General features: G+C 55.7%; 15 protein-coding genes. All 15 read left to right on the forward strand.

What is annotated here, in order from left to right; translation table 11 throughout:
* Positions 1-81 precede the first annotated feature (81 nt).
* The 15 genes from serC (at position 82) to DFR30_RS06705 (ending at position 15,669) form a co-directional block, all read left to right on the forward strand.
* Entirely contained in the window at positions 82-1,164 is a 1,083-nt protein-coding gene (gene serC, locus DFR30_RS06635) for a 3-phosphoserine/phosphohydroxythreonine transaminase (RefSeq protein WP_132971912.1), read from the forward strand.
* A gap of 134 nt (positions 1,165-1,298) precedes the next feature.
* A complete protein-coding gene (locus DFR30_RS06640; RefSeq protein WP_132971913.1) occupies positions 1,299-2,462 on the forward strand; it encodes a phosphoglycerate dehydrogenase in 1,164 nt (387 codons plus the stop codon).
* 14 nt (positions 2,463-2,476) lie between these two features.
* A complete protein-coding gene (pheA, locus tag DFR30_RS06645; protein WP_132971914.1) occupies positions 2,477-3,559 on the forward strand; it encodes a prephenate dehydratase in 1,083 nt (360 codons plus the stop codon).
* Positions 3,560-4,678, forward strand: a complete 1,119-nt coding sequence (hisC, locus tag DFR30_RS06650; protein WP_132971915.1) for a histidinol-phosphate transaminase — start codon at positions 3,560-3,562, stop codon at positions 4,676-4,678.
* Positions 4,675-5,553: a prephenate dehydrogenase gene (locus DFR30_RS06655; protein ID WP_132971916.1), complete on the forward strand. Its 879-nt coding sequence runs from the start codon at positions 4,675-4,677 to the stop codon at positions 5,551-5,553. The genes hisC and DFR30_RS06655 overlap by 4 nt, the downstream gene beginning before the upstream one ends.
* 127 nt (positions 5,554-5,680) lie before the next feature.
* Entirely contained in the window at positions 5,681-7,000 is a 1,320-nt protein-coding gene (gene aroA, locus DFR30_RS06660; RefSeq protein ID WP_132971917.1) for a 3-phosphoshikimate 1-carboxyvinyltransferase, read from the forward strand.
* Positions 7,001-7,020: 20 nt separating this feature from the next.
* Positions 7,021-7,695, forward strand: coding sequence for a (d)CMP kinase (gene cmk / locus DFR30_RS06665; RefSeq protein ID WP_132971918.1), 675 nt, complete (start codon positions 7,021-7,023; stop codon positions 7,693-7,695).
* A gap of 160 nt (positions 7,696-7,855) precedes the next feature.
* Positions 7,856-9,532 carry a 30S ribosomal protein S1 gene (rpsA, locus tag DFR30_RS06670; protein ID WP_132971919.1) on the forward strand — a complete coding sequence of 559 codons (1,677 nt, stop codon included), beginning with the start codon at positions 7,856-7,858 and terminating at the stop codon, positions 9,530-9,532.
* Between the two features lie 81 nt (positions 9,533-9,613).
* Positions 9,614-9,979, forward strand: coding sequence for an integration host factor subunit beta (locus tag DFR30_RS06675; RefSeq protein WP_132971920.1), 366 nt, complete (start codon positions 9,614-9,616; stop codon positions 9,977-9,979).
* Between the two features lie 223 nt (positions 9,980-10,202).
* Complete coding sequence (locus tag DFR30_RS06680) at positions 10,203-10,490, forward strand: LapA family protein (protein ID WP_132971921.1); 288 nt, start codon at positions 10,203-10,205, stop codon at positions 10,488-10,490.
* Positions 10,491-10,504: 14 nt separating this feature from the next.
* Positions 10,505-11,521 carry a lipopolysaccharide assembly protein LapB gene (locus tag DFR30_RS06685; RefSeq protein ID WP_132971922.1) on the forward strand — a complete coding sequence of 339 codons (1,017 nt, stop codon included), beginning with the start codon at positions 10,505-10,507 and terminating at the stop codon, positions 11,519-11,521.
* On the forward strand, positions 11,518-12,249 hold the full coding sequence (pyrF, locus tag DFR30_RS06690; RefSeq protein WP_243640692.1) for an orotidine-5'-phosphate decarboxylase: 732 nt from the start codon (positions 11,518-11,520) through the stop codon (positions 12,247-12,249). The genes DFR30_RS06685 and pyrF overlap by 4 nt, the downstream gene beginning before the upstream one ends.
* Before the next feature lie 294 nt (positions 12,250-12,543).
* A complete protein-coding gene (locus DFR30_RS06695) occupies positions 12,544-12,819 on the forward strand; it encodes a ComEA family DNA-binding protein (RefSeq protein ID WP_132971923.1) in 276 nt (91 codons plus the stop codon).
* A gap of 303 nt (positions 12,820-13,122) precedes the next feature.
* Positions 13,123-14,541 (forward strand): mannose-1-phosphate guanylyltransferase/mannose-6-phosphate isomerase, encoded by a 1,419-nt coding sequence (locus DFR30_RS06700; protein ID WP_132971924.1) that lies wholly within the window; start codon positions 13,123-13,125, stop codon positions 14,539-14,541.
* 9 nt (positions 14,542-14,550) lie between these two features.
* A complete protein-coding gene (locus DFR30_RS06705) occupies positions 14,551-15,669 on the forward strand; it encodes a Wzz/FepE/Etk N-terminal domain-containing protein (RefSeq protein WP_243640756.1) in 1,119 nt (372 codons plus the stop codon).
* Positions 15,670-15,674 lie beyond the last annotated feature (5 nt).

Here is a 15,674-nt window from a genome sequence, read left to right on the forward strand (position 1 = left end):
GAAGCAGCTTTTACGTAAGGAAGTAACGTTAATCCGGCGTTACAAAAATTATTGTTGGAATTACCCAGGAGCCCAAAGCATATGTCCAAGGTGTATAACTTCAGTGCAGGTCCCGCCGTATTACCCGCGGAAGTACTGGAGCGCGCGCGTGATGAACTGGTCGACTGGCATGGTAGTCACATGTCAGTCATGGAGATGAGTCATCGCGGCAAGGAATTCATGTCTATTGCGGAGAAGGCCGAGGCCGACCTGCGCGAGTTGATGAAAATCCCGGACAATTACAAGGTGCTGTTCCTGCAGGGTGGTGCTTCCAGCCAGTTCTCAATGGTGCCGATCAATCTGCTGCGCGGTAACAGCAAGGCTGACTACATCTGGACCGGCGCCTGGGGCAAGAAAGCCATTGCCGAGGGCAAGCGCTATTGCGACGTGAATGTCGCCGCCAGCTCCGAGGCAGAAAAATTCACCACAATTCCGGATCCGTCCGGCTGGTCGCTGGATGCGGATGCCGCCTATGTGCACTACACGCCAAATGAAACCATTGGTGGCGTCGAGTTTCACTGGATACCGGATGTCGGTGATGTGCCGTTGGTGGCGGACATGTCATCGACCATCCTGTCGCGTCCGATCGACGTCAGCAAATATGGCGTGATCTACGCCGGTGCGCAGAAGAACATTGGCCCGGCCGGGTTAACGGTGGTGGTCGTGCGCGATGACCTGATCGGTCAACCGGTCGATGGACAGCCGGTGATGTTCGACTATGCCACTCACGCCAACAACGACTCCATGTACAACACGCCGCCCACTTACGGCTGGTATTTCGCCGGGCTGGTGTTTGAGTGGTTGAAGGACAAAGGTGGTCTGGAAGCGATTTCGATGATCAATCATCGCAAGGCCAGCGCCCTGTACAAGACAATCGATGATTCGGGTTTTTATGCCAACCCGGTCGATCCCGATTGCCGCTCCTGGATGAATGTGCCCTTCACCCTGGCCGATCCGGAACTGGATGCCACTTTCCTGGAAGAAGCAAAGCAGGAAGGCCTTGTTACTCTCAAGGGACACCGTTCTGTCGGTGGCATGCGCGCCAGCATCTATAACGCCATGCCGGAAGAGGGTGTTGCTGCATTGATAGATTTCATGGGCGAGTTCGAGAAGCGCCACGGTTAAAAAAACCGCGTCATTGCGAGGCGCGCAGCGCCGTGGCAATCTCCAACAGGATGGTGCCAGATCCAGAGAGATTGCCGCGCTTCGCTCGCAATGACAAATCAATCAGCATAACGCTGAACTGGAACAGTAGGACTATGTACAAAATACTGACGTTGAATAATATATCCGTAGCCGGCCTGGAACGTCTGCCACGCGACAAATATGAAGTGGCTTCCGAAATCCAGCACCCGGACGCCATCCTGTTGCGTTCGTTCAATATGCACAACTGGGAGATTCCCTCATCCGTCAAGGCCATTGGCCGTGCCGGTGCAGGTGTCAACAATATCCCGGTTGATGACATGAGCAAGCGCGGTGTGCCGGTGTTCAACGCGCCCGGCGCGAACGCCAATGCGGTCAAGGAACTGGTTGTCGCAGGAATGCTGATCGCTGCGCGGAATCTGTGTCAGGGCTGGTCATTTGCCCGCAACCTTGAAGGCGAGGACAATGAGATCAGCAAGCAGGTTGAATCGGGCAAAAAGCACTTCGCCGGTTTCGAGCTGCCGGGCCGTACACTGGGTGTGATCGGACTGGGCGCTATCGGGGTGCAGGTCGCTAATGCAGCACATGCCCTGGGCATGAATGTTATTGGCTATGACCCTGACATTACCGTACAGAGCGCCTGGCAGATGTCTTCGGACGTGGAACAGGCGGCAGGTGTCGATGACCTGTTGTCACGCAGCGATTTCGTGACTTTCCATGTGCCGCTGGTCGATGCTACCCGTCATATGATCAACGAAGAGCGCCTGCACAGCATGCGCGATAATGTGGTGCTGCTCAATTTCTCGCGTAACGGCATCATCGATGACGAGGCTGTCGTCAAGGCGCTGGAGGAAGGCAAGGTCTACTCCTATGTCTGCGACTTCCCAAGCAACCTGCTCAAGGATCACCCACGCGTCATTACCCTGCCGCACCTGGGGGCCTCAACGAAAGAAGCCGAGGACAACTGTGCCATTATGGTTGCCGACCAGGTCAGTGACTTCCTGGAAAACGGTAACGTACGCAACTCGGTCAATTTCCCCAAGGTCTACATGAAGCGTGGTGGCAAGTCGCGGCTGGCAGTCGTCAATGCCAATGTTCCCAATATGCTCGGCCAGATTTCGACATCACTGGCGGAATCCGGTCTGAATATTGTCGATATGATCAACAAGTCGCGGGGAGAACTTGCCTATACGCTGGTCGATGTGGAGGGTGAAATCACTCAGGAATGCACCGACAGGATCGCTGCTACCGAAGGTGTGTTGTCGGTACGGACCCTGTAAAGGACATTTGCACAATGGCAAATCCGACACTTGATCAACTGCGCAAACACATCGACGCGCTGGATGAGAAAATCCAGGCGCTGTTGAATGAGCGCGCCAGTTGCGCTCAACAGGTGGCGGAAGCCAAACGCAGTGAAGACCCTGACACAGTCTTTTACCGGCCGGAACGCGAGGCGGAAGTGCTGCGTATGGTGCGCGAACGTAACAACGGCCCACTTTCCGACGATGAAGTGGCACGCCTGTTCCGCGAGATCATGTCAGCCTGCCTTGCACTGGAACAACCGCTGACCATTGCTTACCTGGGGCCGGAAGGTACCTACACCCAGGAGGCTGCACTCAAGCACTTCGGGCATTCCGTACAGCTCAAGCCCCTGGCGGCGATTGACGAAATCTTCCGTGAAGTGGAGGCTGGTAGCGCCGACTTTGGCGTTGTACCGGTCGAAAATTCCATTGAAGGTGCCATCAACCACACGCTGGACATGTTCATCCGTTCGCCGCTGAAGATTTGCGGCGATGTCGAGCTGCGAATTCATCACCAGTTGATCACCAACAGCGAGAGTCTTGCTGCCGTGAAATCGGTGCATGCACATCAGCAGGCGCTTGCACAATGCCGGGAATGGCTGGACGCAAACCTGCCGGGCGTGGAACGCGTGGCGGTCAGCAGTAATGGTGAGGCGGCACGACAGGCGAGCGAGGACAGCGCCATTGCGGCCATTGCCAGCGATGCGGCGGCTGAAACCTATGGCCTGGATACGCTGGCCTCGAATATCGAGGATGACCCGAACAACACCACGCGCTTTCTGGTGGTGGGCGACCAGTCTGTTGGATCCAGCGGAAACGACAAGACCACGTTGATGGTGACAGTGCAAAACGAGGCCGGCGCCCTGTATTCCCTGCTGGAACCGGTGTCGCGCCACGGTGTAAGTATGACCAAAATCGAATCGCGGCCATCACGCATGAGCAAATGGGACTATGTGTTCTTTGTCGACGTTGAAGGCCACCGTGATGATGAAAGCGTCGCTGCTGCGCTGAAGGAACTGGAAACACGCGCATCGATGCTCAAGGTACTGGGGTCCTACCCCAAATGCGAGCTGTAGATGACGGCAAGCCTGCTTGAATCCGCTATTCCCGGTGTACAGGGGTTGCGGCCGTATGCGCCAGGCAAGCCGCTCAGCGAGCTGGAGCGTGAATACGGCATCACAGATGCTGTCAAGCTTGCTTCCAACGAAAACCCCCTCGGCCCTTCAAAATCTGTACTGGACGCCTTGCAGTGTGGTTACCACGAACTGGCGCGTTACCCGGACGGTAACGGTTTTGAACTGAAATCCGCGCTGGCGGAACGGCATGACGTCAAAGCGGAATGGATAACACTGGGAAATGGTTCCAATGATGTGCTGGAGATGGTGGCGCGGGCCTTCCTGTCGCCTCAATCATCTGCTGTATTCTCGGCGCATGCTTTTGCGGTGTACCCGATTGTGACCCAGGCGATTGGTGCGAGGTCGCGGGTGGCAGCAGCACACAATGGCAGGCGCGGTCCCCTGTTCGGCCACGATCTCGATGCCATGCATGCGCAGATCGATGCGGATACCCGCGTGGTATTTATTGCCAATCCCAACAACCCGACCGGGACGTGGTTGCCGCATAATGCCTTGCGGAGTTTTATCGAAAGTGTTCCGGCTGAGGTAGTGGTTGTAATCGATGAGGCCTACTTTGAGTATGTGGATGAAGAAGATTACCCGGATACGTCTCAGTGGGTGGATGAGTTCCCTAACCTGCTGGTGACGCGTACTTTCTCCAAAGCCTACGGCCTGGCCTCGCTACGTATCGGATATGGCGTCAGCCAACCGATCCTGGCGGACGTGCTGAACCGTGTCCGTCAGCCATTCAACGTGAACAGTTTTGCCCAACTGGCGGCGCGTGCAGCGCTGGACGACAGGGAGCATCTGGCGCGTGCTGTCGAAATAAACCGGCAGGGCATGGCGCAACTGACGAAAGGCTTTGATGAGCTGACCCTGCCTTATATCCCTTCGGCAGGAAATTTTATCTCGGTTGATGTCGGACGAGACCCCGGCACGGTTTACGAAGCCTTGCTGCACGAAGGTGTCATTGTGCGACCGGTTGATAACTATGGCATGCCCGGTTACCTGCGCGTCAGCATTGGCCTTGAAGACGAGAACCGACGTTGCCTGGAAGCGCTGGGCAAGGTGCTGGCATGATCAGGCGACTGTGCATAATCGGTGTGGGACTGATCGGTGGTTCGCTGGCGAGAGCGCTGCGGGAAGCCGGTTATGTCGAAGAGATTGTTGGTTCCAGCCGCCGCGAGGAACACCTGCAGGAAGCGCTCGATCTGGGTGTCATCGATCGTTTCGATAGCGACCCGGCGCGCGCTGTTGAAGGTGCGGATATGGTGTTTGTCGCTGTACCGCTGGGTGCGATGGGCAAAGTCTTTGAAAGCATTGCGGGCAAGCTGGCGACAGGTGCCGTGGTGACGGATGGCGGCAGCGCCAAGGCCAGCGTGGTGCGTGATGTCTGTACAGCGGTCGGGGACACACCGGACTGGTTTGTGCCCGGGCACCCCATCGCCGGCACAGAACAAAGTGGCGTGGCGGCCTCATTCGCGGGGCTATACCAGGGACGGCGGGTGATATTGACGCCACTCGAACAGACCCGGCCAGAGGCTACTGCCAGGGTTCGCGCCATGTGGGAGGCCGCGGGTGCAACGGTTAATGAAATGAGCGTGGAGCACCACGACGAAGTGCTTGCCGCCACCAGTCACTTGCCGCACATGCTGGCGTTTGCGCTGGTGGAAAGCCTGGCGCGACTTTCCGAGCAACGTGAAATATTTGAATATGCCGCAGGTGGCTTTACCGATTTTACGCGTATCGCATCCAGTGACCCGGTGATGTGGCGCGATATCTGTATCGCCAACCGCGATGCGCTGCTAAAGATGCTGGAGCGTTTCAATACTGACCTTGAAACGCTGCATACGGCTATCGACAGCCGTGATGAAGAAACCCTGTTGCGTATATTTACCGAAGCCAAAGTGGCGCGTGATGCCTTTTCCCGCCCCGCCGAAAAGTCAAAGGACTAGTTTGTTGTTATGAGCATGCTGATTAAAACGTCATGCCGGCGCAGGCCGGCATCCAGTTATGTCAAATGTCATGGATTCCGGCATTCGCCGGAATGACGGAAGAGAAATTAATCAGGGGTTCCTGTCTATGAACAAGCATTCATCACCTCAATTTAAAGCCACACCGGGTGGTTCGCTGAAAGGCAAGCTCCGCGTGCCCGGCGACAAGTCGATTTCCCATCGTTCCATCATGCTGGGTGCGCTGGCCGATGGTGTGACGGAAATCCAGGGCTTTCTGGAAGGCGAGGACAGCCTGGCGACGCTGAAGGCATTCCTTGCCATGGGTGTTTCCATCGACGGACCCCATGAGGGCCGTGTAGTGGTAAAGGGTGTCGGCATGCACGGTCTGACAGCGCCCGCCACTGCACTCGATCTGGGTAATTCCGGCACCTCAATGCGCCTGTTGTCCGGGCTACTGGCAGGACAGGAATTTGATGTTGAGCTGGTGGGTGACCACTCGTTGATGAGTCGTCCCATGCGACGTGTGACCGAACCACTGGCAAAGATGGGCGCTGTTATTGAAACCACGGATGAGGGTACCGCACCGTTACGTATTCGCGGTGGACAGACATTAAAGGGTATCGATTACGACATGCCGGTTGCCAGTGCCCAGGTGAAATCCTGTTTATTACTGGCCGGTCTGTATGCGCAGGGCAAAACCTGTGTCACCGAACCGGCGCCGACCCGCGACCATACCGAGCGCATGTTGTCGGGCATGGGCTACGAGGTCGTGCGAAACACGAGTCGCGCCTGTGTGGAGGGTGGCGGTCACCTGAAGGCAGCGGCAATCGACGTGCCGTCTGATATTTCATCGGCGGCTTTTTTTCTGGTCGGTGCTTCCATCGCCCCCGGTTCAGACCTGTTGATCGAACATGTCGGTATCAACCCGACGCGCACGGGGGTACTGGAAATACTGCGCCTGATGGGGGCTGATATTGAAGTGCAGAACCCGCGAGAGGTCGGTGGAGAACCGGTCGCGGACCTGCGCGTACGCTACGCGCCACTGAAAGGAATCGATATCCCCGTTGAGCAGGTGCCACTGGCTATTGATGAATTCCCGGCCCTGTTTGTTGCGGCCGCCTGTGCAGAAGGACGCACTGTGCTGGCCGGTGCAGAAGAATTACGCGTCAAGGAAAGTGACCGTATCCAGGTGATGGCTGATGGTTTGCAGGCACTCGGTGTCGATGCGCAGGCGACACCTGACGGTATGATCATCGAGGGTGGCGCGATCAATGGCGGTCGCGTCGACAGTTGCGGTGATCACCGTATCGCCATGTCTTTTGCCATGGCAGCATTACGTTCCAGGAGCGAAATCGTTATCGACGATTGCGATAACGTAAACACCTCATTTCCTGACTTTGTCGGGCTGGCTTCAACAGCCGGTCTTTCCATTCAGGCGGTGCGCTAGTTATGGCAGGTCAGGGCAGCATGTCTGTACCCGTTATTACCGTGGATGGCCCCAGTGGTTCCGGCAAGGGCACCATCAGTCACGCCGTGGCAAAAGCGCTGGGCTTTCATTTTCTCGACAGTGGGGCGCTGTACCGCATTCTGGCCTATGCCGCACAACAAAAAGGTATTGCCCTTGATGATGAGCCGGCGCTGGCGGAACTGGCCGGAAAACTCGACATCCACTTCCCTGCCGAGGGCGAAAATGACGTTGTCCTGCTGGACGGGGTGAATGTCGGTAATAACATCCGCACCGAGGCCGCCGGCGCGGGTGCGTCGAGAGTTGCCGCTCTGCCAGCGGTGCGCGAGGCGCTGCTGCAGCGCCAGCGTGATTTCCGCCAGTCGCCCGGGCTGGTGGCGGATGGCCGCGACATGGGGACCGTGGTTTTCCCCGATGCCGCGGTAAAATTCTTCCTCACCGCCAGCGCAGAAGAACGTGCAAGAAGGCGATTCAACCAGCTGAAGGAAAAAGGAAAAGAATCACCTTACGAGGAAATCCTGGCAGACATTCAGGCCCGGGACGAGCGAGATTCCAGCCGCGCTGTAGCACCCCTGAAACCTGCGCAGGATGCGATACAGATCGATACCACTTCGCTGGATATTCCCACCACCATTACACGGGTTCTCGACGCGATAAAAAACCGTCTAAACCCGTGAAATTCAAAGACTATAAGGTTATACTTCACGGTTACGCGGTCTGGTAGCGTTTTTAATTGCTCCCAGTTTGTCTAACCTCAACCCGCCCACCGGGATGTTTGCCGGTCGAGCGGATATTACTTATGCCGTTGCATTTGCGCTGCGGAAGGATTTTTAACCCATGTCTGAAAGTTTTGCTGAACTGTTTGAAGAGAGCCTGGCCAATAAAGAAATGCGCCCGGGCACCATTGTTACTGGTACCGTTGTTGATATTCAGCCCGATGCCGTCATCGTTAATGCTGGTCTGAAGTCCGAAGGTGTCATCCCGATAGAACAGTTCAAGAACAGTCAGGGTGAACTCGAAGTCGCTGTTGGCGACCCCGTTGAGGTTTCACTGGAGGCCGTTGAAGACGGCTTTGGCGCCACGCGTCTTTCACGCGAAAAAGCCAAACGCGCACAGGTCTGGATACGACTGGAAAAAGCTTTCGAAGAAGGCGAGGTCGTCAAGGGTATTATCAGCGGAAAGGTCAAGGGCGGCTTCACCGTCGACATCGAAGACATCCGCGCCTTCCTGCCGGGCTCACTGGTCGATGTCCGTCCGGTACGCGACACCACTTACCTGGAAGGTAAGGAACTCGAATTCAAGGTTATCAAGCTGGACCAGCGCCGCAACAACGTGGTGGTATCCCGTCGCGCCGTGGTCGAGACCGAATACAGTGCAGAGCGCGAAGAACTGCTGGAAAGCCTGCAGGAAGGTGCGGAAGTCAAGGGTATCGTCAAGAACCTCACCGACTACGGTGTGTTCGTCGACCTGGGCGGCATCGATGGTCTGCTGCACATCACCGACATGGCCTGGAAGCGCGTCAAGCATCCTTCCGAGATTGTTGAAGTCGGCCAGGAGATCGACGTCAAGGTGCTCAAGTTCGATCGCGAGCGCAACCGCGTATCGCTGGGCCTGAAACAGCTGGGCCAGGATCCGTGGGCAGATCTCGCGCGCCGTTACCCGGAAGGCAAGCGCCTGTTCGGCAAGGTTACCAACATTGCCGACTACGGTTGCTTCGTGGAACTCGAAGATGGCGTGGAAGGCCTGGTGCACGTTTCCGAAATGGACTGGACCAACAAGAACGTCAACCCGGGCAAGATGGTTCATATCGGCCAGGAAGTCGAAGTCATTGTGCTGGACATCGACGAAGAGCGTCGCCGCATCTCGCTGGGCATGAAGCAGATCCACAACAACCCGTGGGACGAGTTCTCCGCAACCCACAACAAGGGCGATCATGTGAAGGGCACCATCAAGTCGATTACCGACTTCGGTATCTTCATCGGTCTGGATGGTGGCATCGATGGTCTGATCCATCTGTCCGACATCTCCTGGCACGATCCGGGCGAAGAAGCGGTACGTAATTACAAAAAAGGTGATGAGCTGGAAGCCGTGGTACTGTCGGTTGACGCCGAGCGCGAGCGAATTTCCTTGGGTATCAAACAGCTTGAGAAAGATCCTTTCTCCAATTTCTCAGCAGATAACGCTAAAGGAAGTATTGTTAAGGGCGTTATTAAGGAAGTCGACGCCAAAGCGGCGATTGTTGACCTTGGCGACGGCATCGAAGGCACCCTGCGTGCGTCCGAACTGGCCCGCGACCGGGTCGAGGATGCCCGCACCGTGTTGACGGTAGGCCAGGAAATTGAAGCCAAGTACATTGGTATGGATCGCAAGACCCGCACCATTGCGCTGTCTATCAAGGCCAAGGATACCGAAGAGGAAGCCGCCGCAGTGAAGGATTATACACGCAGCTCCGGCGCCACAGGCGCAACATTGGGCGACGTGTTGAAGGAACAACTTGAAAATAGTGGTGACTAATCAGTAATTTGGTCTAAACTATAGCGCATAGAGGCAGGAGGGGGCCATTTCAGGCCTCCGAGCCGAAACGGGGACAGTTTTATGACAAAATCTGAATTAATTGAAATACTTGCAGCCAAGAACAGCCATCTGAACCATAAAGATGTCGAGCTCGCGGTGAAGAGTCTGATTGAACAGATGAGTCAGTCCCTGTCGACCGGTAACCGGATTGAAATTCGTGGTTTTGGCAGTTTTTCGCTGCACTATCGTCCACCACGGATGGGACGTAACCCCAAAACCGGTGAAGCCGTTGCGCTGGCCGCCAAATATGTGCCGCATTTCAAGCCTGGCAAGGAATTGCGTGAGCGGGTGAATATCTATGGTCGCACCGATCAGCAGCCGGCCGAGAATGCGTCATCAGCTCCGGAAGGTGATCAGACACCTTCCAGCAGTGGTAGCCTGTTCTGAAAATCTAATAAATAACGTCACATCGTCACACCGGCGCAGGCCGGTGTCCATAAACAAACCACTGGATTCCGGCATGCACCGGAATGACGATACTTGCGGGAATGACGACGCAAAACACCAAACGCCGGCTTGTCCGGCGTTTTTTTATGGCCGGGTGATTGCCGCCAACCGGTAAAGCACCGATAATCTGTTCCTGTCCTGATGCAAGCCTCAAAGGAACCACATGCTGCGCCTTATCAACATACTTTTGCTTATTACGCTCACTGTTCTGGGTCTTTCCTTCGCCGTGCTGAATGCTGACCCGGTACCACTCAACTACTATTTTGGTTACCGGGATATACCGCTATCCATGATCGTCGTCGTAGCGTTGGCGACCGGCGCGGTGATCGGTGTGCTGGTCAGTATGGGTATACTGCTGCGACAAAAGCAGCAGACCTTCCGTCTGCGCCGCCAGTTGAAGAAAGCTGAAAAGTCGGTATCCACCACCAGCGTTTTGCCGGCCGGTAAATAAAGGGCGCTGACGATATGCAATACCTGCTCTGGTTACTGCTGCCGGTTGCCGCCGCTTCAGGCTGGTGGGCTGCGACCTGGCGCCAGAGAAAGCAGCAGCGCCGCACCAAGGCCGTACAGAATTCAGCCTATGGGCAGGGATTGAACTACCTTCTCAACGAGCAGCCTGACAAGGCGACCGAGGTGCTGGTGCAGATGGTCGAGGTCGACCCCGATACAGTCGAGTTGCACCTTGCCCTCGGCAGTCTGTTCCGGCGGCGTGGTGAGGTTGATCGTGCCATCCGTGTGCACCGCAACATCATTGCGCGTTCGGGTCTCAGTGAGTCGCTGCACGAACAGGCGACACTGGAACTGGGTCGGGATTTCCTCAAGGCCGGTTTGCTGGATCGTGCCGAGGTACTGTTTCAGCAGTTGCTGGAAACACACCGCTATAACGATGATGCGCGTGCTCATCTCATCGACCTTTACCAGCAGGAAAAGGAGTGGAGCAAAGCGGCCGAGCTGGCGCGTACCTTTGCGGTCCGGGGTGATGTTGCCTGGCGATCACGCCTTGCCCAGTATCTTTGCGCACTGGGAGAGATCTCGCTGGAACACGGTAATACCATCCGTGCCGAAGGTTATGCCGATGATGCGCTGGTCGAAGACCCGGACTGTGTACGTGCCACCCTGTTGAAGGGGCGTTGCCTGCGGGCATCGGGCCGGCTGGCCGATGCGGTTGAGTGCTTCCGTCGTGTGGAAGACCAGTGTGCCGAGCTGTTACCGGAAGTGCTGGGTGAAATTCGTGACGGGTTACTGGAACTGGGGCGGGATGCTGACTGGACAGCCTATGTCGATGCACTTGCAAGTCGTCACACCTGGCTGGTTTTTTATCGCAAGAATGTCGTTGAACAGCATGTGGCCCAGGCCGTTGTTCCCCGGTCGCGGTACCGTTGTCAGCAGTGCGGGTTCACGGCAGGCAAGCTCTTTTGGCAGTGCCCGGGCTGCCAGAACTGGAGCAGTGTCAAACCGATAAAAACAGGAAGTGCTGAATGAGTTCGAACTTGATGGATGGGCCCCGCGTTATCGTTGCGCTGGATTTCCCGGACGGCCCGACGGCACTGAAATTTGTTCAGCAATTGCCACCCGGCAGCTGCCGGCTGAAAGTCGGCAAGGAACTGTTTACCAGCGCAGGACCAGAGCTGGTGCGCCAGCTGGTGGCTATGGGGCACGACGTGTTCCTGGACCTCAAGTTCCACGATATCCCCAATACCGTAGCGCGTGCCTGCGGGGCAGCTGCACAGCTGGGTGTATGGATGATGAACGTGCATGCTTCTGGCGGTCGCCGGATGATGGAAGCTGCGGCAGCGGCGTTGAAGGATTGCGACGGGGAACGCAAACCCCTGTTGATTGGTGTGACCGTGTTGACCAGTATGGGTGCAGAGGACCTGGCTGAAATCGGTGTGAACGTCGAGCCGGCGGCACAGGTGGAGCGCCTGGCGCAACTGGCCAAAGTATCAGGACTGGATGGTGTTGTCTGCTCGCCTCGGGAAGCCGGCCAATTACGCGCACAGCTGGGTGACGATTTTGTGCTGGTGACCCCGGGTGTTCGGCCTGCCGGCGCATCAAAGGATGACCAGACGCGTGTCATGACACCGGCTGACGCCATTCGTGACGGTGCAGGTTACCTGGTTATCGGCCGGCCCGTGACGCAGGCTACTGATCCCGTCAGTGCGCTTGAAGCCATCAATGCCGAGATTCAGGGCATAGTCCAAGGAACCTGATTAATTCAGAGTTCACGTCATTGCGAGCGAAGCGCGGCAATCTCCGTCAGTCTGGCACCAGGCCAAAGAGATTGCCGCGCTTCGCTCGCAATGACGTGAACTCTGACGCTGCGCCGGCATAACGGATCAATCAAATCCACCCTGAAGATCATTTGTAAGAAATATCCTACGACATAATCAGAAATTCCCGCTTGTACGGCTGCTGCTTTCTTGTAGCATCCGGGCTGCGCAGTGCTTTGATACTGCACCCGGACACAGGGTGTGTCCGCTGACAAACTGCATGGAGGATACAACATGAACCTTAAAACACTGATGGCGTCACTGTTACTGGCGCCGGTACTGGCATTCGCCAACCCCACCATCAATATCAACACCGCAGATTCCGAAGCCCTGGTGGATGGGCTGACGGGCGTAGGCCCGGAAAAGGCCATGGCCATTATTCGTTACCGGCAGACCAACGGGCCATTCAGGCAAGTGAATGACCTGGTCCAGGTCAAGGGGATAGGCCAGGGCACCGTCGAACGAAACCGTGCTTACCTGTCCGTTGGTGAGCAGGCCAGCCAGCCCTGAGGGCTTTGGGCATCCCCTGACAGCCCTGGCAGGGCTGCATGGGGGCTGCCCGTTTTTCACGAAGTAACCGGTTATGCCTCTGTCGGGCAGGTGACACAGGGATCGTGTTGTGCCTGGGCAGGGAGCCGATACAGGTGCCTTTCAGAGGCATATCCCGTTGCTTCGGGAACCATTTAACACCGGAGTTTTAACAAGATAAGTCAAGTGCAAGAACGGCTTTCTCATTGACCGGTCAGGCGCTTTTGGGTATTGTCAGGCCAATAATTTCAGGCCATAGCGTCGTTTTTTGAGATACCCGATATCATGCACTATTACCCGGTAATATTGTCCGGTGGGGCAGGTAGCCGCCTGTGGCCCGCATCCCGCGAGTTCTACCCTAAACCGATGTTGCCAATGTTTGGCAAGCACACCCTGTTACAGGACACCACCACCCGGTTAGATGGTGTCGATTCCGTCCAGTCCCCGCTTTTTGTGTGCAATGAAGAACACCGCTTCCTGGTCGCCGAACAGGTTCGTGCGCTGGATAAGGAAGCGGAGGCCATTATGCTGGAGCCGGAAGGTCGCAACACAGCGCCAGCGCTGACACTGGCGGCCCTGCACCTGGCGGGCAAAGATCCCGATGCCGTCATGGTCGTTATGCCGGCAGACCACGTTATTCCTGACCGGGCCTCGTTTACGGAAACCGTCGAGCGGGGTGGTGAGCTTGCGCAAAAAGGTTACCTTGTCACCTTCGGCGTGGTGGCCGACAAGCCCGAGACCGGTTATGGGTATATCAATCGCGGTAAAGAAATCGAAGACAGTGGCAGCTTTACAGTGGACCGCTTTGTAGAAAAACCCGACGCGACTACAGCACAAGGCTACGTGGATTCCGGCGACTACTACTGGAACAGCGGTATCTTCGTCATGCGCGCAGACCGCTGGCTGGAAGAGATTGGAAAATACCAGCCGGATATCCTGGCAGCCTGTCGCGTCGCCATGGAGCATGGCAAGAGTGACGCAGACTTTCTGCGTGCAGACAAGAGCGCTTTTCTTGAATCACCCTCTGATTCGATTGACTACGCCGTGATGGAAAAAACCGATCGTGCCGCCGTGGTGCCGATGGAAACGCACTGGTCGGATGTAGGTTCGTGGTCATCCATCTGGGAGGTTTCCGAACGCGATGAGGACGGCAACGTTGCGCGTGGCGACGTGCTGACACACGATACAAAAAACTCCCTGTTAATGGCCGACCAGCGCTGTATTGCTGCCGTTGGCCTGGACAACATGATTGTGGTTGAAACGGCCGATGCAGTGCTCGTCGCAGACAAAAGGAACAGCCAGGACGTCAAGTCCATTGTGTCCCAGCTCAAGGCGAGTGATCGTGAGGAATACCGCTTTCACAGTCGCGTGTATCGACCCTGGGGTGATTATGAGGGGATCGATAACGGCGCACGCTACCAGGTCAAGCGCCTGACGGTAAAACCCGGAGCTCAGCTTTCATTGCAAATGCACCACCACCGCGCAGAACACTGGATTGTGGTGTCAGGGACGGCAAAAGTAACGCGTGGTGATGACGTTTTCATGCTGTCGGAAAACGAATCGACCTATATTCCGCTTGGTACTACGCACCGGCTGGAGAACCCCGGGAACATTCCGCTGGAAATTATCGAGGTGCAGTCGGGGAGTTATCTTGGAGAAGACGATATTGTGCGGTTTGAAGATGTGTATAACAGGGTTGAGTGACGAGTGAATATGGATCCGGAATCCAGGTCTGTTGATAGTCGATCAGGTGGTCAACCTGTACCGGTTTGTGTGGTTCCCTACACGAACAGTGAAAGTGAAATCAGCCTTGTTGATCTATGGCGGATTATTGCGGCACGCAAATATCTTGTTCTGATGAGTGTGCTGGTGGCTGTTGCGCTGGCGACGGTTTATGTTTTTGTTGCTGAACCTTCGTATCGGGCCGAGGCGAATTTGCTGCCGCCGCAGCAGCAGGATATTCAGGCGCTTGCGGTAAATATTAACGGAAGCTCAGATTTGGGTGTGGAACGGTACACGCCGGAACTTGTCTACCAGGCTTTCCTGAAGAACCTCAGATCGAAGGGCTTGCGCAGAGAGTTTTTCGACGCCAATGATCTGGTAATGCATTATCTAAATGATGCTTCGGACAAGGACGCCAATATTGATCGTGTTTTTGATAGGAAGTTCAACGTAAACCTCCAGGTCCAGGAGGATAAAGCAGACCCTTCGTTGGCTGTTGTCAGTCTTTCTGACACGGACCCACAGCTGGCTTCACAATGGCTCAATCAACTTGTTGAGTTTGCTGATAAGCGAACCGTTCGCCAGTTGGTAAATGATGTAAATTCTGCAATTCGATCTGAAATTGACGGGATTCAGCGTCAGATGGATAGCAAGTTAAAGCTTGCTGCACAGAGAAGGTTTGACAGGATTAATCAGTTACGGGAAGCACTTCGCATAGCTAAAGAGACGGCTGCCACAGGTGCAAGTGTTTCCCCGGTTGTGCCAGGAAAAAAACAGCCTAATATTGTTGTAAGTACAGGCCAGATGCCTCTGTATATGAGAGGGGAAGAGGCGCTCAAGGCAGAGATATCAGTACTAGAGTCACGGAAATCAGATGAACCATTCATTCCAGCTTTGCGTAACTTACAGGAGCGTAAAGCCTTCCTGGATGGCGCGCTGATCGATGCGGGTCAATTATCTTCAATCACTATTGATATGGCTGCCAGGGTTCCATATAAGGCCGAGAAGCCACGCAAAAGTTTTGTGTTTTTACTCGCTTCGGTACTAGGTTTAATGTTCGGGATCTTTGCGGCAATGATCAGCGAAGTATTTAATCACTCTCGGCAGTAGTTACG

The organism is Thiogranum longum (genome assembly GCF_004339085.1).
In the GTDB taxonomy this organism is placed as follows: domain Bacteria; phylum Pseudomonadota; class Gammaproteobacteria; order DSM-19610; family DSM-19610; genus Thiogranum; species Thiogranum longum.